We start from the raw sequence: 19,581 nt of genomic DNA, 5'->3' as shown, positions 1-19,581 counted from the left end.
TTGCTCGGCGATCTCGTCGCCGGGGCCCTCGAGGACGCGGCCGCCCGCCGCGAGCACCGCTCGCTCGCGCAGGTCGAGGCCGACGCTCTCGCGCGCCCCGCAGCCCTCGACGCGCTGGCAGCCCTCGCGCCCGCCGACCGCGTCAAGATCCTCGCCGAGGTGAAGCGCGCGAGCCCCTCGCGCGGCGACCTCTCCGCGATCCCGGACCCAGCCGCTCTGGCGGTCTCGTACGAGACCGGGGGCGCGAGCGCCATCAGCGTGCTCACCGAGCAGCGCCGGTTCAAGGGATCGCTCGACGACCTCGAGCAGGTTCGCCAGTCGGTCTCCGTCCCCGTGCTGCGCAAGGACTTCATCGCCGAGCCGTACCAGGTCTTCGAGGCGCGAGCCGCGGGCGCCGACCTCGTGCTGCTCATCGTCGCCGCGCTCGATCAGCCGCTGCTGGCCGAGCTCCACGGCCTCATCGGCGAGCTGGGCATGACCGCGCTCGTGGAGACGCACTCCGCGGACGAGGTGTCGCGCGCCCTCGATCTCGGCGCGCAGGTCGTCGGCGTCAACGCGCGCGACCTGTCGACCTTCGAGCTCGATCAGGACCTGTTCGCCCGGCTGGCCGACCAGATCCCCTCCGGCGTCGTCCGCATCGCGGAGTCGGCGGTCAAGAACGCCGGCGACGTGGCCCACTACCGCCGCGCCGGCGCCGATGTCGTGCTCGTGGGGGAGGCGCTCGTCACGGGCGACCCCGCGCGCACCCTGGCCGAATTCCTCGAGGTGGACCCCCATGGCGCTGCGTGACGAGACCGGACCCTACTTCGGCGCCTACGGCGGTCGCTGGGTCCCCGAATCGCTCGTCGCCGCGCTCGACGAGCTCACCACGGTGTGGGAGCACGCCAAGACCGATCCGGCGTTCCTCGACGAGCTGGACGAGCTGCACCGCAGCTACACCGGACGGCCCTCGATCATCACCGAGGTCCCGCGCTTCGCCGAGCACGCCGGCGGCGCCCGCATCATCCTCAAGCGCGAGGACCTCAACCACACGGGCTCGCACAAGATCAACAACGTGCTCGGCCAGGCGCTGCTCACCAAGCGCATCGGCAAGCGGCGCGTGATCGCCGAGACCGGCGCCGGGCAGCACGGTGTCGCTACGGCCACGGCCGCCGCCCTGTTCGGCCTCGAGTGCACGATCTACATGGGCGAGGTCGACACCGAGCGCCAGGCGCTGAACGTGGCCCGCATGCGCCTGCTCGGCGCCGAGGTCGTCGCGGTGACGAGCGGATCGCGCACCCTGAAGGACGCGATCAACGACGCGATGCGCGACTGGGTCACGAACGTCGAGCACACCAACTACATCTTCGGCACCGTGGCGGGACCGCATCCCTTCCCGGCGATGGTGCGCGACCTGCAGAAGATCATCGGTGAGGAGGCCCGCGAGCAGGTGCTCTCGCTCACCGGCCGGCTGCCGGACGCGATCGCCGCCTGCGTCGGCGGCGGCTCCAACGCCATGGGCATCTTCCACGCCTTCCTCGACGACGAGGACGTGCGCCTGCTCGGCTTCGAGGCCGCCGGCGACGGCATCGAGACGTTGCGCCACGCCGCGACCATCGGCAAGGGCCGCCCGGGCGTGCTGCACGGGGCGCGCAGCTACCTGCTGCAGGACGAGGACGGCCAGACGGTCGAGTCGCACTCGATCTCCGCAGGCCTCGACTACCCCGGTGTCGGCCCCGAGCACGCCTGGCTCGCCGACCTCGGTCGCGCCGAGTACCGACCGGTCACCGACACCGCCGCGATGGAGGCCCTGCGCCTGCTGAGCCGGACGGAGGGCATCATCCCCGCCATCGAGTCCTCGCACGCCCTCGCCGGCGCGCTCGAGCTCGGTCGCGAACTCGGGCCGGAGGCGATCATCCTGGTGAACCTCTCGGGTCGCGGCGACAAGGACATGACGACCGCCGCACGCTGGTTCGACCTCATCGACGAGGGGGCCGAGCAGTCGTGAGCGAACCCAGTGCGATCGTCCCCGAGGGCGCCCGAGGCGCCGTCGCGCGCCTGATCGACGAGCGTCGCGCGCAGGGCAGCGGCATCCTGGTCGGCTACCTGCCGATCGGCTTCCCCGACCTCGCCACCAGCATCGACGCCGCCGTCGCCCTCGCCGAGAACGGCGTCGACGTCATCGAGCTCGGCCCGCCGTACTCGGACCCGGTGATGGACGGCCCGGTCATCCAGGCCGCGACCCAGCAGGCGCTCGCGAACGGCTTCAAGCTCCGGCACACGTTCGAGGCGGTGCGCGGCATCACCGAGCGCTGCGATGCCCCCGTGCTGGTGATGAGCTACTGGAATCCGGTGCAGCAGTACGGCGTCGAGCGCTACGCCGCCGCCCTGGAGGACGCCGGCGCCGCGGGCATGATCACGCCCGACCTCATCCCGGACGAGGCCGGCGACTGGTTCGAGGCGTCCGACCGCCACGGCCTGGAGCGGGTCTTCCTGGCCGCGCCGAGCTCGTCGGAGGCACGTCTGGCGACGGTGGCCGAGCGCAGCCGGGGGTTCGTCTACGCCGTCTCCACCATGGGCATCACCGGTGCCCGGGCGGATGTGGACGCGGCCGCCCGCGGCCTCGTCGGCCGCCTGCGCGATGCCGGCGCGGAGCGCGCCTGCGTCGGCATCGGCGTCTCGACCGCCGAGCAGGTGCGCGAGATCCTGGGCTACGCCGACGGCGCCATCGTGGGTTCCGCACTGGTGAAGGCACTCGCCGACGGCGGAGTCGACGCCCTCGGCCGGCTCGCCGCCGAGCTCGCCGCCGGCAAGGCCTGACCCCAGCACCGCTGTAGAGTTGCCGCGGCGCGCCGCCGAGCGCGTCGCACACCGAACCGAAAGGCGATCACGGACGTGACCTCCGACCTGAGCACCGCGACCGCGGGCCTCCCCAGCCCGGATCCGGCCCTGGCCTCGTTCAACCTCGGCCAGTGGCTGCGCGACGTGGGCCTCGCCTGGTTCCCCTGGGACATCACGATCCACGCCTACGCGATCTGCATCCTGGTCGGCATCGTGCTCGCCGTGCTGATCACGAACCACCGCCTCACCAAGCGCGGTGCGGAGAAGTGGGTCGTGGTGGACATCGCCATCCCGACCGTGCTGCTCGGCATCATCGGCGCCCGGCTCTACCACGTGCTCACCCACCTCGGCGACTACACCGAGGACCCGCGCGGCCTCGTCTCGGCGCTCTTCGTGTGGGAGGGCGGCCTGGCCATCTTCGGCTCGATGCTGTTCGGCGCCGTGGGCATCTGGCTCGGATGCCGCTGGACGGGCATCCGCTTCTGGAGCTTCGTGGACGCCCTCGCGCCCGGTCTGCTCATCGCGCAGGTCTTTGGCCGCCTCGGCAACTACTTCAACCAGGAGCTCTTCGGCCTGCCCACCGATCTGCCGTGGGGTCTGCGGATCGATCCGGGCAACGCGGCCATCCCCGTGGGCCTGCCCGAGGACACCCTGTTCCACCCGACCTTCCTCTACGAGATGATCTGGAACACCGCCGGAGCGCTGATCCTGGTGTTCGTCCTCGAGCGCGCCTTCCGCCTGCAGTGGGGCAAGGCCATCGGCTTCTACCTCGTCTGGTACGGCATCGGCCGCAGCGTGTTCGAGACGATCCGTCTCGACGCCAGCGACGTGTACCTGGGCATCCGCACCAACGTCTGGGCCGCCTTCGCCGCGATCCTGATCGGAGCGATCATCCTCCTCGTGCAGTCCAAGCGCCACACGGGTGCGGAGCCGGGCCCGTACGTGGCCGGCCGCGGGCCCTCGCAGCAGGGGCGGGTAGAGTCGGCCGAGGTCTACTCGGACCGCGACGAGGACCTCGCCGCACCCGACGCGGAGCCTGCGCGTGGAGCCGCCACCCGGCGCTGATCGCGGAGCGCGCCCGTCGTTCGGGCGCGATGCGCAGGCGCGTCCCGGGTCCGAGCGGTCCCGGCCACCCCATCGTCTGACCGTGAGGACGGTTCACATGGCACAGCACCCCGCGCATCGTCCGTTCTCCGCCGTGCCCGATGCCGCAGGCCTCTACGATCCTCGCAACGAGAAGGACGCCTGCGGACTCGCGATGGTGGCCACCCTGCGGGGCACGCCCGGCCACGACATCGTCGATGCCGCGCTCGACGCGCTGCGCAACCTGGAGCACCGGGGCGCGGTGGGATCGGATGCGGGCACGGGCGACGGCGCGGGCATCCTGACCCAGATCCCGGACGCCTTCCTGCGCGCGGTGGCGCCGGCACCGCTGCCGGAGGCGGGCGCCTATGCGGTGGGCAACGCCTTCCTGCCGGTCGACGAGCAGGAGCGCGAGCGGCTGCTCGCACGGCTCGAGGAGCTCGCGGTCGAGGAGGAGCTCGAGGTGCTCGGCTGGCGGGATCTGCCCGTGCGCCCCGAGGAGCTCGGCACCCTGGCCCGCCGCGCGATGCCGGCCTTCGGACAGCTCTTCCTGACGAGCGCACGCCGCGACGAGCACGGCCTCGCGCCCAGCGGCATCGCGCTCGACCGCCAGGCGTTCCGCGTCCGCAAGCGCGCGGAGCGCGAGCTCGGCGCCTACTTCATGTCGCTGTCCGCGCGCACCCTGACCTACAAGGGCATGGTCACCACGCTGCAGCTCGAGCCCTTCTATCCCGACCTCTCCGACAAGCGCTTCGCCACCAAGCTCGCGATCGTGCACTCCCGCTACTCCACGAACACCTTTCCGTCGTGGCCGCTCGCGCAGCCGCTGCGGATGATGGCGCACAACGGCGAGATCAACACCGTCGAGGGCAACCGCAACTGGATGCGCGCGCGGCAGTCGCAGCTCGAGTCCGAGCTGCTCGGCGATCTCACGCCGCTGCTGCCGATCGTCACGCCCGGCGCGAGCGACTCCGCGTCCTTCGACGAGGTGCTCGAGCTGCTCAACCTCGGTGGCCGCTCGATGCCCCACGCGATGATGATGATGGTGCCCGAGGCGTGGGAGCGCCAGGATGGCTACCCGCAGGAGCTCGCCGACTTCTACGAGTACCACTCGTCGATGATGGAGCCGTGGGACGGCCCGGCCGCCCTCACCTTCACGGACGGCTCGCTCGTCGGGGCCACGCTCGATCGGAACGGGCTGCGTCCCGGTCGCTTCCTCGTCACCGACGGCGGGCTCGTGGTGCTCGGCTCCGAGACCGGCGTTCTCGACATCGCTCCGGGCTCGGTGGTGCGACGCGGCAGGCTCCGGCCGGGGCGGATGTTCGTGGTCGACACCGAGGCGGGCCGGATCGTCGAGGACGACGAGATCAAGGCCGAGCTCGCCGCGGAGCGCCCCTGGGGCGAGTGGATCCGCGAGCAGCGCATCAACCTGCGCGACCTGCCGGAGCGCGAGCACGTGGTGCACACGCCGGCGTCGATCGTGCGGCGTCAGCGCACCTTCGGCTACACGGAGGAGGAGGTGCGCATCCTGCTCACCCCCATGGCGCGCACCGGAGCCGAGCCGCTCGGGGCCATGGGCTCCGACACCCCGATCGCGGCGCTGTCGCAGCGCCCGCGGCTGCTGTTCGACTACTTCGTGCAGCAGTTCGCGCAGGTCACGAACCCGCCGCTCGACTCGATCCGCGAGGAGGTCGTCACCTCGCTGCGTGCCGGCATCGGCCCCGAGCTGAACCTGCTGGCCGCGACTGCGGAGCACGCGCGCCAGGTGGTCGTCGACTTCCCGGTGATCGACAACGACGAGCTGGCCAAGATCCAGCACCTGGACGGGGGACGCGGCGGACGTGCCACCACGGTGCTGCGCGCGCTGTACCGCGTCGAGGACGGCCCGGACGCGATGGAGCGCCGTATCGCCGAGCTGTGCGAGGAAGCGGATGCGGCCATCGCCGCCGGCACGCGCTACCTGGTGATCAGCGACCGCGACTCCACCCGCGACCTCGCGCCGGTCCCGTCGCTGCTGTCGCTCGCGGCGGTGCACCACCACCTCATCCGCTCGTCCACCCGCATGCGGGTCGGGCTCGTGGTCGAGGCCGGCGACGTGCGCGAGGTGCACCACGTCGCGACCCTGATCGGCTACGGCGCGAGCGCGGTGAACCCCTACCTCGCGATGGAGACGAGCGAGAACCTGGCGCGCAGCGGCATGCTCGGGTCGGTGACGCCGGAGCAGGCGGTGCGCAACGTGATCAAGGCGCTCGGCAAGGGCGTGCTCAAGATCATGTCGAAGATGGGTATCTCGACGGTGTCGTCCTACGCCGGCGCCCAGGCGTTCGAGGCCATCGGGCTGAGCCGGGACTTCGTCGACGCCTACTTCACCGGCACCCGCACCATGCTCGGCGGCAACGGCATCGCGGTCGTGGCCGAGGAGAACGCGGCGAGGCACCGGGGCGCCTATCCCGAGGACCCGACCGCCACCGCGCACGAGCGCCTCGCGATCGGCGGCGAGTACCAGTGGCGCCGCGAGGGCCCGCCGCACCTGTTCAATCCGGAGACCGTGTTCCGCCTGCAGCACGCCACGCGCTCGGGGCGGATGGACGTCTTCCGCGAGTACACGCGCGCCGTCGATTCGCAGGCGGAGGAGCTGATGACCCTGCGCGGCATGTTCCGGCTGCGCACAGGGGTGCGACCGGCGGTGCCGCTGGACGAGGTCGAGCCCGTGAGCGCGATCGTCAAGCGCTTCTCGACCGGCGCCATGAGCTACGGCTCCATCAGCGAGGAGGCGCACAGCACCCTCGCGGTCGCGATGAACCGTCTCGGCGGCAAGTCCAACACGGGCGAGGGCGGCGAGGACGTCGCGCGACTGCTTGACCCCGAGCGCCGCAGCGCCATCAAGCAGGTCGCCTCGGGCCGATTCGGCGTGACGAGCATGTACCTGACCCACGCCGACGACATCCAGATCAAGATGGCCCAGGGCGCGAAGCCCGGCGAGGGCGGTCAGCTGCCGCCGCAGAAGGTCTACCCGTGGGTGGCCCGCACCCGCGGCGGCACCCCCGGCGTCGGCCTGATCTCGCCACCGCCGCACCACGACATCTACTCGATCGAGGACCTCAAGCAGCTCATCTTCGACCTCAAACGGGCGAACCCCTCGGCGCGCGTGCACGTCAAGCTCGTGAGCCAGGCCGGCATCGGCGCGGTCGCGGCCGGCGTGACGAAGGCCCTCGCCGACGTCGTGCTCGTCTCCGGTCACGATGGCGGCACCGGTGCGAGCCCGCTGAACTCGCTGAAGCACGCCGGCACCCCCTGGGAGATCGGCCTCGCCGAGACGCAGCAGACGCTGATGCTGAATGGGATGCGCGATCGCGTCGTCGTGCAGGTCGACGGGCAGATGAAGACCGGGCGCGACGTCGTCGTCGCGGCGCTGCTCGGTGCGGAGGAGTACGGCTTCGCCACGGCTCCGCTCATCGTCTCCGGCTGCATCATGATGCGCGTCTGCCACCTCGACACGTGCCCCGTCGGCGTCGCCACCCAGAACCCCGTGCTGCGCGAGCGCTTCACCGGCGAGCCCGAATTCGTCGTCAACTTCTTCGAGTTCCTGGCGCAGGAGGTGCGCGAGCACCTCGCGGCCCTGGGCTTCCGCAGCCTCGACGAGGCGATCGGCCGCCGCGAGCTGCTCGACGTCGACAGCGCCGTGCGGCACTGGAAGTCCGACGGGCTCGACCTGACCCCCATCCTCGCCGGTGTGGAGTTCGCCGACGACGAGCCGGTGCGCCGTCACCGGGACCAGGACCACGAGCTCGAGCAGCACTTCGACGTCGAGCTGATCCGCCGCAGCCACGACTCGCTCGAGCACGGGCGGCCGGTGCGCATCGAGCGCACGATCCGCAACACCGAGCGAGCGGTCGGCACCATGCTCGGCCACGAGCTGACCCGGCGCCACGGCGCCGAGGGGCTCGAACCGGGCACCATCGACGTCGAGCTGCACGGCACCGCAGGCCAGAGCTTCGGCGCGTTCGTGCCGCGCGGCATCCGGCTGACGCTCGTCGGCGATGCGAACGACTACGTCGGCAAGGGGCTCTCCGGGGGCGAGATCGTGGTCAGGCCGCACGCGGAGGCCGGCTTCGAGGCCGAGCACAACGTCATCGCCGGCAACGTCATCGGCTACGGCGCCACCGCCGGCTCGCTGAACCTGCGCGGCATCGTGGGGGAGCGCTTCCTCGTGCGCAACTCCGGTGCGACCGCCGTGGTGGAGGGCGTGGGCGATCATGCGCTCGAGTACATGACCGGCGGCACCGCCGTCATCCTCGGCGCGACCGGGCGCAACCTCGGCGCGGGCATGTCCGGGGGCGTGGCCTATGTGCGCGGCCTGCAGCCGGAGCAGGTCAACCGCGACGCGCTCGCCTCGGGGGAGCTGCGCCTGGAGCAGCTCGACCGCGGCGACGTGGAGCTGCTGCGCAACCTGCTCGCGCAGCATGTGGAGCGCACCGGCTCGACCGTCGCGATGGAGCTGCTCGACGACCTCGAGGAGCGCTCCGCCGAGTTCGTGAAGGTGCTGCCCCGCGATTACGCCGCCGTGCTGGCGACGAGGCAGGATGCGGTGGAGGAAGGGCTCGATCCGGACGGCGACGTCGTCTGGCGACGGATTCTGGAGGTGACCGGTGGCTGACCCGAAGGGCTTCCTCACGACGACGGAGCGCGAGCTGCCGAAGCGCCGGCCCGTGCCGGTGCGGCTCATGGACTGGAAGGAGGTCTACGAGCAGGGCGATCCGAGCCAGCTGCGCCGTCAGGCCGGCCGCTGCATGGACTGCGGCGTGGCCTTCTGCCACCAGGGCTGCCCGCTCGGCAACCTCATCCCCGAGTGGAACGATCTCATGTGGCGCGGCGAGGGCCGTCAGGCCATCGAGCGCCTGCACGCCACCAACAACTTCCCCGAGTTCACCGGCCGGCTCTGCCCCGCGCCGTGCGAGTCCTCCTGCGTGCTCGGCATCAACCAGCCGCCGGTGACGATCAAGCAGGTCGAGGTCTCGATCATCGATCAGGCCTTCAGCAGCGGATGGGTGGAACCGCATCCGCCGCAGCGCCTCACCGGGCGCACGGTGGCCGTCGTCGGCTCGGGCCCGGCAGGCCTCGCGGCGGCCCAGCAGCTCACGCGCGCCGGGCACACGGTGCGCGTGTACGAGCGCGACGATCGCATCGGCGGGCTGCTGCGCTACGGCATCCCCGACTTCAAGATGGAGAAGCACCACATCGACGCCCGCATCGCGCAGATGCGCTCCGAGGGCACCCGCTTCCAGGCGGGCACGGAGATCGGGCGCGACCTGTCCTGGTCCGCCCTGCGCGCGCGCTTCGACGCGATCGTGGTCGCCACCGGTGCCACCGTGCCGCGCGAGCTGCCCATCCCGGGCCGGGACCTCGACGGTGTGCACTTCGCCATGGAGTACCTCGTGCAGGGCAACCACGCGGTGGCCGGCGACGATCTCGCCGAGCAGATCACCGCGGAGGGCAAGCACGTCATCGTGATCGGCGGCGGCGACACAGGCGCCGACTGCATCGGCACGGCGCACCGCCAGCAGGCGTTGAGCGTCACGAACCTCGCGATCGGCGAGCAGCCCCCGGAGGACCGGCCGGAGCACCAGCCCTGGCCCACGTTCCCCACGCTCTTCGAGGTGTCGAGCGCTCACGAGGAGGGCGGTCAGCGCCAGTACCTCGCCTCGACCGTCGAGTTCCTCGGCAACGATGTGGGCGAGGTGCGCGCGCTGCGCGTCGCCGAGACGGAGTTCGTCGACGGACGCCGCGTGCCCCGCGCGGGCACGGAGCGGGAGATCCCCGCCGACCTCGTGCTCATCGCGATGGGCTTCACTGGGCCTGAGCGGGACGCGCTGGACGCCCAGCTGCCGGTAGCCTTCGATGAGCGCGGCAACGTCGCCCGCGATCGCGACTACCAGACGGGTGAGCCCGGCGTCTTCGTCGCCGGCGACGCCGGGCGGGGCCAGTCCCTCATCGTCTGGGCGATCGCCGAGGGCCGCGCCGCGGCCGCAGCGGTGGATCGCTACCTGCAGGGCAGCACCTCCCTGCCGGCGCCGATCCGCCCCACCGATCGCGCCATCAGCATCTGACGACCGCACGACCGACCAGCACCGAGGCAAGGACACAAGAAGGAACACATGAGACGCGCCAAGATCGTCGCCACACTCGGCCCCGCGACCTCCAGCTACGAGAACATCAAGGCCATCATCGAGGCGGGCGTCGACGTCGCCCGCATGAACCTCAGCCACGGCAGCTACGCCGTGCACGAGGAGGTCTACGCGAACGTGCGTCGCGCGGCCGCCGACGCGGGCAAGCCCGTCGCGGTGCTCGTCGACCTGCAGGGCCCGAAGATCCGCCTCGGCAAGTTCGCCGCCGGCCCCCACTACCTCGAGGTCGGCGACGTCTTCACGATCACCACCGAGGAGGTCGAGGGTACCAAGGAGCTCTCCGGCACCACCTTCAAGGGACTGCCGCAGGATGTCAGCCCCGGCGACTTCCTGCTGATCGACGACGGCAAGGTGCGCGTGCGCGTGCTCGACACCGACGGCGTGCGCGTGCGCACCGAGGTCGTCGTGGCCGGCAACGTGTCGAACAACAAGGGCATCAACCTGCCCGGCGTCGCGGTCAACGTGCCCGCCCTCAGCGAGAAGGACGAGGAGGACCTCCGCTGGGGCCTCAAGCTCGGCGCCGACCTGATCGCGCTCTCCTTCGTGCGCAACGCCGACGACATCGTCCGCGTCCACGAGATCATGGACGAGGAGGGCATCCGCCTCCCCGTCATCGCGAAGGTGGAGAAGCCGCAGGCCGTCGACCACCTCGAGGAGATCATCGAGGCCTTCGACTCGATCATGGTCGCCCGCGGCGACCTCGGCGTCGAACTGCCGCTGGAGGCGGTTCCGATCGTGCAGAAGCGCGCCGTCGAGATCGCGCGCCGCCTGGCCAAGCCGGTCATCGTGGCCACGCAGATGCTCGAGTCGATGATCTCGAGCCCGGTGCCCACGCGCGCCGAGACCAGCGACGTGGCCAACGCCGTGCTCGACGGCGCAGACGCGGTGATGCTCTCGGGCGAGACCAGCGTGGGCGAGTACCCGGTCGTCACGGTGCAGACCATGGCGCGCATCGTCGCCTCGACCGAGGAGCACGGGCTCGAGCGCATCGCGCCGCTCGGCAGCAAGCCGCGCACCCAGGGCGGCGCCATCACGCTGGCCGCCGTCGACGTGGCCAAGTTCGTCGACGCGAAGTACCTCTGCGTGTTCACCGAGTCCGGCGACTCGGCGCGCCGCATGAGCCGGCTCCGCTCGAGCATCCCCATGATCGCCTTCACGCCGCACGAGGCCATCCGCCGCCGCATGGCGCTCACCTGGGGTCTGCAGACCTTCGAGGTCGAGACCGTCACGCACACCGACGCGATGTTCAAGCAGGTCGACGAGGTACTGCTCGCCGAGGGTCTGGCGCAGCCCGGCGACACCGTGGTGGTCATCGCGGGTTCCCCTCCCGGCATCGCCGGCTCGACGAACGACCTGCGGGTGCACCGCATCGGCGACGCGGTGAACGCCGCGGCGCCCGCGTACGAGGCGTAACCCGCACGACGGCGAGGCCGATCGTCCCTCCGGGGCGGTCGGCCTCCGTCGTTCCCGCCTGCGGCCTCCCGCGGGCGGATCCGCGCACCCCTCGCGACGGTGCCGCCTAGGGTGGTGCCGTGAACGGCGTGCAGCTCATCCTGGTCATCGTCGCGGCGATCACGATCACAGGCCTCGCCCGGCGGCGCGGCCTGCAGCCGGCTCTCGTCATCACGGTGATCGCGATCGCGGCGTCCTTCGTGCCCGGCATGCCCCGACTCGAGCTCGACGCCGAGATCATCCTCGGCGTGGTGCTGCCCCCGCTGCTGTTCACGGCCGCGCTCGAGTTCTCGTGGCGCAGCTTCGTGCGCAACCTGCGGCCGATCCTCGGCCTCGGCGTCGTGCTCGTGCTCGTGACCGCGGCCGTGGCGGGCGTGGTCGCCGCGTGGCTCGTGCCCGCGCTGACCCTCGGCACGGCCCTCATCCTCGGTGCGATCATCGCCCCGCCCGACGCGGTCGCGGCCGTCGCGGTCGGCCGCGAGCTGCGGCTGCCCGGACGGCTCATGACGATCCTCAAGGGCGAGAGCCTCATCAACGACGCGGCGGCGCTCACCCTGTTCACCATCGCCGTGGCGGCGGTGGCCGGCACCCACACCTTCATTGACGACGCGGTGCTGCTCTTCCTCTACTCCGCCGCGGTCGGCGTCGTCGTCGGCGTCGCGCTCGGACTGGTCACGGACCGCGTCAGGGCCATGCTGCGCAACGCCGGGCTCGAGACGGTGCTCGGGCTGGTGCTGCCGTTCGCCGCCTATCTGCTGGCGGAGCAGCTCGAGGCCTCCGGGGTGCTCGCCGTGGTCGCGGCGGGCTTCGTGATCGGCGGCCGCTCGAAGGACTTCCACTTCGCGACGCGGATGCAGGAGCGGCAGGTCTGGGGTTCGGTGGAGGTGCTCCTCGAGGCCTTCGTCTTCGCCTACATGGGGTTGCAGGCGAGCTTCGTGCTCGAGGAGCTGCTCGACGACGGGGGCTCGCCCTGGCCCGTGGTCGGAGGCGGCCTGGCCGTGCTCGCCGCGGTGCTGCTGATCCGTCCTCTCTGGGTCTTCGTGATGTTCGGACGGCGACAGCTCTCGCTCCGGCACCTGCGCCGCAGGATGGACGCCGACGCCCGCTTCAGGGAGCGCTTCGAGGCGGCACTGGCGCAGCGGGAGCAGCGCGGCGCCGTGACCTTCGCCGACTGGCGCGGTCTCGACCTGCGGCAGAGCGCGGTGCTCTCGTGGACGGGCATGCGCGGCGTCGTGACGCTGGCGGCCGCGGCCGGCGTGCCGCAGACGCTCGCGGACGGGACCCCGTTCCCCGCTCGCACCGAGATCCAGGCGATCGCGCTGATCGTCGCGCTCGGCACGCTGCTGCTGCAGGGCGCGACGCTGCCCTGGCTGATCCGGCGCCTGGGCGTCGAGGACCCCGAGGAGGAGCGCCGGCTGGCGCAGCAGGTCGAACGGGCGGTCGCCGTGCAGCGCGATGCCGCGCTGGTGGTGGTGCAGCGCTTCGGCGAGGATCCGCCGACCGGTGCCGACCCGGGTTCCGTCGACCGCGCGACGCGCATCGCGCGCCGGCAGGTCGAGGCCGCGAGCACCGCCCCCGATCCCGAGCAGCACGATGCCGCGACGAGGGTGCTCGTGGATCTGCGCCGCCGGACGCTCGCCGCGCAGCGCTCGGCGCTCCAGCGCGAGATGGCCTCCGGAGCCCTGGACGACGAGGTCGGCCGCGATCACCTCGAGCAGCTGGACCATCAGGAGGCGGCGCTCGAGGCCCGCGCGCAGAACCGGCTCTGAGCCGGAGCCCCGCTACACTGGTCCTGCCCGGCTCGTCTGGTGGAATTGGCAGACACGCGCGACTCAAACTCGCGTGCCGAGAGGCGTGAGGGTTCAAGTCCCTCGACGAGCACCTCGGGCGCCGCGACCCGCCGCCGGCGGGCGACGGCGTCGCCCCGTTGTCGACAGGCGTTAGGGTGGTCAGGTGACCGACCAGGAGACCAACCCCAGCACCAGCCCCCGCCGCGTCGTCGTGGCGGAGGACGAGTCCCTCATCCGGCTCGACATCGTGGAGACGCTCCGCGACAACGGCTTCGAGGTCGTCGGCGAGGCCGGTGACGGCGAGACCGCCGTCGCGCTCGCGACCGAGCTGCGTCCCGACCTGGTCGTGATGGACGTCAAGATGCCCAAGCTCGACGGCATCTCCGCGGCCGAGCGTCTGGGCAAGGAGCGCATCGCACCCGTCGTGCTGCTCACCGCCTTCAGCCAGAAGGAGCTCGTCGAGCGCGCCAGCGAGGCCGGCGCCCTGGCCTACGTCGTGAAGCCCTTCACCCCGAACGACCTGCTGCCGGCGATCGAGATCGCGCTGAGCCGCTACGCGCAGATCGTCGCCCTCGAGGCCGAGGTCGCCGACATGGTCGAGCGCTTCGAGACCCGCAAGCTCGTCGACCGCGCCAAGGGCCTCCTCAACGAGAAGATGGGCCTCAGCGAGCCGGAGGCGTTCCGCTGGATCCAGAAGGCGTCGATGGACCGCCGCCTCACCATGCACGACGTGGCGCAGGCGATCATCGAGCAGCTCTCCGCCAAGAAGTAACCGCCCGCACGGAGCGGATGCAGGCCCGTCGCCCCCATCGGGGCGGCGGGGCTTCGCGGTCAGCGCTGATCGCGCAGCATGTTCGTCATCCGCACCGTCGAGAGCCGGCGGCCCTGCTCGTCCGTCATCACGATCTCGTGGGTGGCCAGCGTGCGGCCCAGCGACAGGGCGCGGCAGGTGCCGGTGACCCATCCCTCCGTCACCGACCTCGAATGGGTCGCGTTGATCTCGATGCCGACCGCGAAGCGGCCCGGGCCCGCGTGGATGGCGCTGCTGACGCTGCCGAGCGTCTCGCCGAGCACCACGTGCGCGCCGCCGTGCAGCAGGCCGATCACCTGCGTGTTGCCCTCGACCGGCATGCGGGCGACGGAGAACTCGGCGGAGAGCTCGAGGAACTCGAACCCCATCCGCTGCGCCAGCGCACCGCCCCCGGTGCCGATCAGCCGCTCCACGAGCTCGGGGTGCAGGTCGTCGGGCAGCTTCGTCATCGGGGCTCCTGGGGCTCGGCCGCGGGGCTCGGAGCGAGGTCGGAGGCCGCCGCTAGGGTGGTCGGGTGACGGATTCCACGAAGCCTACCCTCCTGATCGTCGACGGCCATTCGCTGGCCTACCGCGCGTTCTACGCCCTCCCGGTGGACAGCTTCGTCACCCGAGACGGCCAGCACACGAACGCCATCCACGGCTTCCTGTCGATGCTCATCAGCCTGCTCGGCAAGGAGCAGCCGACCCATCTGGCCATCGCCTTCGACATCTCCCGCTTCTCGTTCCGCACCCGCGACTACCCCGAGTACAAGGCCACGCGCGACGAGACCCCGTCCGAGTTCAAGGGGCAGGTGCCGCTGCTGCAGGAGGCACTCGCGGCGATGGGCGTGCCGACGATCACGAAGGAGGACTTCGAGGCCGACGACATCCTCGCCACCTTCGCCCGCCGCGGCCGCGAAGCCGGCATGCGGGTGCTCGTGGTCTCGGGCGACCGCGACACGATCCAGCTGGTCAACGACGACGTCACGCTGCTCTACCCGTCGGTGCGCGGTGTCAGCGAGCTGAAGCGCTACGACCCCGAGACGGTGATGGAGCGCTACGGCATCCGCCCGGAGCAGTACCCCGAGATCGCGGCCCTCGTCGGCGAGACGAGCGACAACCTGCCGGGCGTGCCGAAGGTGGGGAGAAGACCGCGGTCAAGTGGATCAACCAGTTCGGCAGCCTCGAGGCGCTGCTCGAGCGAGCGGATGAGGTCACCGGCAAGGTGGGCGAGTCGTTGCGCGAGCACCGCGGCAACGCCGAGCGCAACCGACGACTGAACCGTCTCGTCGACGACGTCGAGCTGCCGATCGGCCCCGAGGACGTCGCACGGCGCACCATGGACACGGCCGCCGTGCGCGAGGTCTTCGGTCGGCTCCAGTTCCGCACCCTCCTCGAACGGGTGCTGAAGGTCGCCGCGAGCGAGGGGGCCGCCGATGGCGGCGAGCCCGACGAGGCGACCGCGGGGGCACGGGCGCACCCGCGGTGCGCGAGCTCGTCGACGAGGAGCTCGCCACCTGGCTCGAGAAGGCGGCGAAGGACGGAGCGCGGCTCGGTCTGCAGGTCGACGTCGACGCCGGTGGTGCGCTCCTGGGATTCGGCGTCGCCGCCGCGAACGACTCGGTGCGGGTGCCCTGGGGCGCGCACCGACCCGACTACGAGGCGCTCGAGGCGTGGCTCGTGAGCAGCGCGCCCAAGGCCGTCGTCGACGCGAAACCGCAGATCAAGGCCCTCCGCGCGATTGGCGTGGAGCTCGGTGGGCTCGACGTCGACACCCGCATCGCCGGACACCTCCTGGCGCCGGGTCAGGCCTGGAAGGGCTTCGAACAGCAGGTCTACGACGTGCTCGGCGAGACGGTGACCGCCGGCGACCCGAACCAGCTCGTGCCGGTCGACGAGCCGCTGAGCCCGGCCACCCGCGCGTGGTACGCGCTGCGGGTCGCCGAGCAGCTCGACGGCCGCCTCAGCGAGGGCTCGCGCCGCGTGCTCCGCGAGATCGAGCAGCCGCTGGTCGCCGTGCTCGCGGCCATGGAGCAGGACGGCATCGCGGTCGATGCCGCCGGCCTCGCCGAGCAGCGCGGCGCCCTCACGGCACGCATCGACGACCTCGCGCGCCGCGCGTACGCGGAGATCGGCCACGAGGTGAACCTCGGCTCGCCGAAGCAGCTGCAGCAGGTGCTCTTCGAGGAGCTGGCGATGCCCAAGACGCGCGCCAACAAGACCGGGTACTCGACCGATGCGGCCGCGCTGGCGGACCTGCGCGACAAGACCGAGCATCCGTTCCTCTCCCTGCTGCTCGAGCACCGCGACGCGGCGAAGCTGCGGCAGATCATCGAGACGCTCGAGCGCACCGTGGCCGGCGACGGGCGCATCCACACGAGCTACGACCAGGGCGGCGCCAGCACGGGCCGGCTCAGCTCGACCGAACCGAATCTGCAGAACATCCCGGTCAAGACGGAGGACGGCCGCCGCATCCGCTCGGCGTTCCGCGCGGGGGAGCGGGCCGAGGCGCTGCTGACGGCCGACTACTCGCAGATCGAGATGCGCATCATGGCGCACCTCTCGCAGGACGCCGGTCTGATCGAGGCGTTCAACGCCGGGGAGGACCTGCACCGCTTCGTCGGCGCGCGCATCTTCCACGTCGACCCCGCGGACGTCACGCCGCTGCAGCGCACGAAGGTCAAGGCGATGTCGTACGGGCTCGCCTACGGGCTCAGCGCCTTCGGGTTGTCGAAGCAGCTGCGCATCGAGACCGGCGAGGCCAAGCAGCTCATGGAGGACTACTTCGCCCGCTTCGGCGCGGTGCGCGAGTACCTGCGCGGCGTGGTCGCGAAGGCCAAGGAGGACGGGTACACGGAGACGATCTTCGGTCGCCGCCGCCCGTTCCCCGATCTCAACTCGACCAACCGGGTGCTGCGCGAGAACGCGGAGCGCGCCGCCCTCAACGCGCCGATCCAGGGTTCCGCCGCCGACATCGTCAAGATCGCCATGCTCGGGGTCGACCGCGCGCTGCGCCAGGAGGGGCTCGCGTCCCGGATGCTGCTGCAGGTGCACGACGAGCTGCTCTTCGACGTCGCACCGGGCGAGACGGCTGCGCTGACCGAGCTCGTGCGGCGGGAGATGGCGGGCGCGGCCGAGCTCGCCGTGCCGCTCGACGTGCAGGTCGGTACCGGCGAGAATTGGGACCGCGCCGCGCACTGAGGCTGAAACGAATGAGGTCGTGCCCGATTCGGCGCGACCTCATCCGTTTTCGACGGCCTGAGTTGACAGGCGGACAGGATCGGACTGCAATAGCCCCCGTAACCACACCCGATCGGACATCGATCGGAGCAGTCTGACCGGACGACGGAGCCCACCGCATGTACGCAACGGAGCGCCACGCGCAGATCCTGGACGCCGCACGGCTCCACGGTCGCGTCGAGGTGAGCGGCATCGCGAAGGAGCTCGACGTCACCCCCGAGACCGTGCGCCGCGACCTCACCGCGCTCGAGCGACGGGGCCTGCTGCGCCGCGTGCACGGCGGTGCGATCCCCGTTGAGCGTCTGAACGCCGAGCCGGCGGTAGCCGAGCGCGAATCGCTCAGCCCCACCGAGAAGGACCGCATCGCCAGAGCCGCGCTCGCCGAGCTGCCCGAGGGCGGCTCCGTGATCATCGACGCCGGCACGACGACCGCGCGACTGGCGCAGTTCCTCCCCTCCGACCGCGAGCTCACGGTCGTGACCCACTCGATCCCCATCGCGCACAGCCTGATCGCCCGCCCGAACATCCACCTCCACCTGCTCGGCGGCATCGTGCGCGCCCGTACCGAGGCCGCCGTGGGGGAGTGGACCACCACCCAGATCGCCGGGGTCTTCGCCGACGTCGCCTTCCTCGGCACCAACGGCATCTCCGTCGAGCGCGGGCTCACGACCCCCGACATCGTCGAGGCGAGCGTCAAGCGGGCGCTCATCGCCGCGTCGCGGCGCACGGTCGTCCTCGCCGACCACCTCAAGTTCGGCCGCCAGGACTTCGCCCTGGTGGCGCCCCTGAGCGCGGTCGACACCGTCATCACCGATGCACGAACGGATGCAGAGCTGGCTGCCGAGATCGAGGCCGCCGGACCGCAGATCGTGATCGCATGAACGTCCGGCTGGCGTGGCGGCCAGACCTGGAACGGCCCCGAATGGCCGCCCCACCGCCGAATCCGCAGTCCCCTCACCCGGATCGTCCTCGCACGAAGGAGCACTGAACCCATGTCCGATTTCACGCCCACCGTCACCGGAACGGGGGTCCGCGCGCGCGTCCAGCGCTTCGGCGGATTCCTCGCCGGCATGGTCATGCCCAACATCGGCGCCTTCATCGCCTGGGGCCTCATCACCGCGCTGTTCATCCAGACCGGATGGATCAACCGCCTCGTGCTCGGCGGCGACGCCGTCGAGGCCGGCGAGACCCTCGAGTGGGTCGCGATGGCCTCGACCGTCGTCGGCCCGATCATCGCCTTCGTGCTGCCGCTACTCATCGGCTACACCGGCGGACGGATGGTCCACGGTCAGCGCGGCGCCGTCGTCGGCGCGCTCGGCACCATCGGCGTGATCGTCTCGCCGCTGGCCTACGGCTACGTCGAGACCATCGGCGACGTGCCCCCGCAGTTCCTCGGCGCGATGATCATCGGCCCGCTGACGGCCTTCTTCCTCAAGCTGTGGGACCGCTTCATCGACGGCAAGGTGAAGTCGGGCTTCGAGATGCTCGTCGACAACTTCTCCTCCGGCATCATCGGCGGCATCTTCGCGCTCGTCGGCCTCTTCGGCCTCGGCCCGGTCGTCCGGGTCATCTCCGAGGGCTTCGGCAACGGCGTGGCGTTCCTCGTCGACAACCAGCTGCTGCCGCTCGCGTCGCTCATCATCGAGCCCGCCAAGGTGCTGTTCCTCAACAACGCCCTCAACCAGGGCGTGCTCACGCCCCTCGGCGCGCAGGAGTCGGCGATCGACGGCCAGTCGATCCTGTTCATGCTCGAGTCGAACCCCGGCCCCGGCCTCGGCATCCTACTCGCGTTCCTCTTCTTCGGTCCGCGCGCCATCCGCCAGTCGACCCCCGCCGCGATCGTGATCCACTTCTTCGGCGGCATCCACGAGATCTACTTCCCGTACGTGCTCATGAAGCCGCAGATGATCGCCGCGGCGATCGCCGGCGGCGCGTCGGGCATCACCGTGTTCATGCTCTCCGGCGCGGGCCTGGTCGCCTCGCCCTCGCCGGGCTCGATCATCGCGTACATGATCATGACCCCGCCCGGGGCCCACATCGGGGTCCTGCTCGGTATCCTCGTCGCCGCGGTCGTGTCCTTCGTGGTCGGCTCCGCGCTCCTCGGCTTCGGCCGCAAGGAGAAGCAGGAGGCCGACGCCGAGGCCGCCCTCGCCGCGGCGCAGGAGCAGAACGCCCGCAACAAGAACAAGCCGGCCCAGGCCGACGCCTGACCCACCGAA

General features: G+C 71.3%; 12 protein-coding genes, 1 tRNA gene and 1 pseudogene. 13 read left to right on the top strand and 1 reads right to left on the bottom strand.

Annotation, left to right across the window (positions count from 1 at the left end; all coding sequences use genetic code 11):
• From trpC to QQK26_RS03955, 10 genes are all read left to right on the top strand, one after another.
• Positions 1-789: an indole-3-glycerol phosphate synthase TrpC gene (trpC, locus tag QQK26_RS04000; RefSeq protein WP_284230276.1), complete on the top strand. Its 789-nt coding sequence runs from the start codon at positions 1-3 to the stop codon at positions 787-789.
• Positions 776-1,987, top strand: a complete 1,212-nt coding sequence (gene trpB / locus QQK26_RS03995) for a tryptophan synthase subunit beta (RefSeq protein ID WP_284230275.1) — start codon at positions 776-778, stop codon at positions 1,985-1,987. Before trpC ends, trpB begins: the two co-directional genes overlap by 14 nt.
• Positions 1,984-2,799, top strand: coding sequence for a tryptophan synthase subunit alpha (trpA, locus tag QQK26_RS03990; protein ID WP_431307979.1), 816 nt, complete (start codon positions 1,984-1,986; stop codon positions 2,797-2,799). Before trpB ends, trpA begins: the two co-directional genes overlap by 4 nt.
• 75 nt (positions 2,800-2,874) lie before the next feature.
• Positions 2,875-3,885, top strand: coding sequence for a prolipoprotein diacylglyceryl transferase (lgt, locus tag QQK26_RS03985; protein WP_284230273.1), 1,011 nt, complete (start codon positions 2,875-2,877; stop codon positions 3,883-3,885).
• A gap of 97 nt (positions 3,886-3,982) precedes the next feature.
• A complete protein-coding gene (gltB, locus tag QQK26_RS03980) occupies positions 3,983-8,560 on the top strand; it encodes a glutamate synthase large subunit (protein WP_284230271.1) in 4,578 nt (1,525 codons plus the stop codon).
• On the top strand, positions 8,553-10,010 hold the full coding sequence (locus tag QQK26_RS03975; RefSeq protein ID WP_284230265.1) for a glutamate synthase subunit beta: 1,458 nt from the start codon (positions 8,553-8,555) through the stop codon (positions 10,008-10,010). The genes gltB and QQK26_RS03975 overlap by 8 nt, the downstream gene beginning before the upstream one ends.
• A 48-nt stretch (positions 10,011-10,058) precedes the next feature.
• The gene (gene pyk / locus QQK26_RS03970; RefSeq protein ID WP_284230263.1) at positions 10,059-11,501 is read left to right on the top strand and encodes a pyruvate kinase; all 1,443 of its coding nucleotides are present in this window, start codon (positions 10,059-10,061) and stop codon (positions 11,499-11,501) included.
• A 119-nt stretch (positions 11,502-11,620) separates the two neighbouring features.
• Complete coding sequence (locus QQK26_RS03965; protein ID WP_284230261.1) at positions 11,621-13,309, top strand: cation:proton antiporter; 1,689 nt, start codon at positions 11,621-11,623, stop codon at positions 13,307-13,309.
• Between the two features lie 30 nt (positions 13,310-13,339).
• A tRNA-Leu gene (locus QQK26_RS03960) sits at positions 13,340-13,421 on the top strand.
• Positions 13,422-13,493: 72 nt separating this feature from the next.
• Positions 13,494-14,102, top strand: a complete 609-nt coding sequence (locus QQK26_RS03955) for an ANTAR domain-containing response regulator (protein WP_284230259.1) — start codon at positions 13,494-13,496, stop codon at positions 14,100-14,102.
• Between the two features lie 59 nt (positions 14,103-14,161).
• Here QQK26_RS03955 and QQK26_RS03950 read toward each other — a convergent pair whose 3' ends face one another.
• Positions 14,162-14,590 (bottom strand): hotdog fold thioesterase, encoded by a 429-nt coding sequence (locus tag QQK26_RS03950; protein ID WP_284230257.1) that lies wholly within the window; start codon positions 14,588-14,590, stop codon positions 14,162-14,164.
• Positions 14,591-14,655: 65 nt separating this feature from the next.
• Between QQK26_RS03950 and polA the strand changes: the two are divergent.
• From polA to QQK26_RS03935, 3 genes and pseudogenes are all read left to right on the top strand, one after another.
• Positions 14,656-17,323: pseudogene (gene polA, locus QQK26_RS03945) on the top strand (DNA polymerase I).
• A gap of 158 nt (positions 17,324-17,481) precedes the next feature.
• Complete coding sequence (locus tag QQK26_RS03940) at positions 17,482-18,243, top strand: DeoR/GlpR family DNA-binding transcription regulator (RefSeq protein WP_284230256.1); 762 nt, start codon at positions 17,482-17,484, stop codon at positions 18,241-18,243.
• Between the two features lie 111 nt (positions 18,244-18,354).
• Positions 18,355-19,572 (top strand): PTS mannitol transporter subunit IICB, encoded by a 1,218-nt coding sequence (locus QQK26_RS03935; RefSeq protein WP_284230255.1) that lies wholly within the window; start codon positions 18,355-18,357, stop codon positions 19,570-19,572.
• Positions 19,573-19,581: the final 9 nt, after the last annotated feature.

Origin of the sequence: Arenivirga flava (genome assembly GCF_030161575.1) — a bacterium.
In the GTDB taxonomy this organism is placed as follows: Bacteria; Actinomycetota; Actinomycetes; order Actinomycetales; family Microbacteriaceae; genus Arenivirga; species Arenivirga flava.
This window is presented reverse-complemented; position numbering and strand designations above follow the sequence as displayed.

Coding starts and splice junctions, on each gene's coding strand:
- trpB (WP_284230275.1), top strand. CDS start 776: ATGGCGCTGCGTGACGAGACCGGACCCTACTTCGGCGCCTACGGCGGT.
- gltB (WP_284230271.1), top strand. CDS start 3,983: ATGGCACAGCACCCCGCGCATCGTCCGTTCTCCGCCGTGCCCGATGCC.
- pyk (WP_284230263.1), top strand. CDS start 10,059: ATGAGACGCGCCAAGATCGTCGCCACACTCGGCCCCGCGACCTCCAGC.
- QQK26_RS03950 (WP_284230257.1), bottom strand. CDS start 14,590: ATGACGAAGCTGCCCGACGACCTGCACCCCGAGCTCGTGGAGCGGCTG.
- QQK26_RS03940 (WP_284230256.1), top strand. CDS start 17,482: ATGTACGCAACGGAGCGCCACGCGCAGATCCTGGACGCCGCACGGCTC.
- QQK26_RS03935 (WP_284230255.1), top strand. CDS start 18,355: ATGTCCGATTTCACGCCCACCGTCACCGGAACGGGGGTCCGCGCGCGC.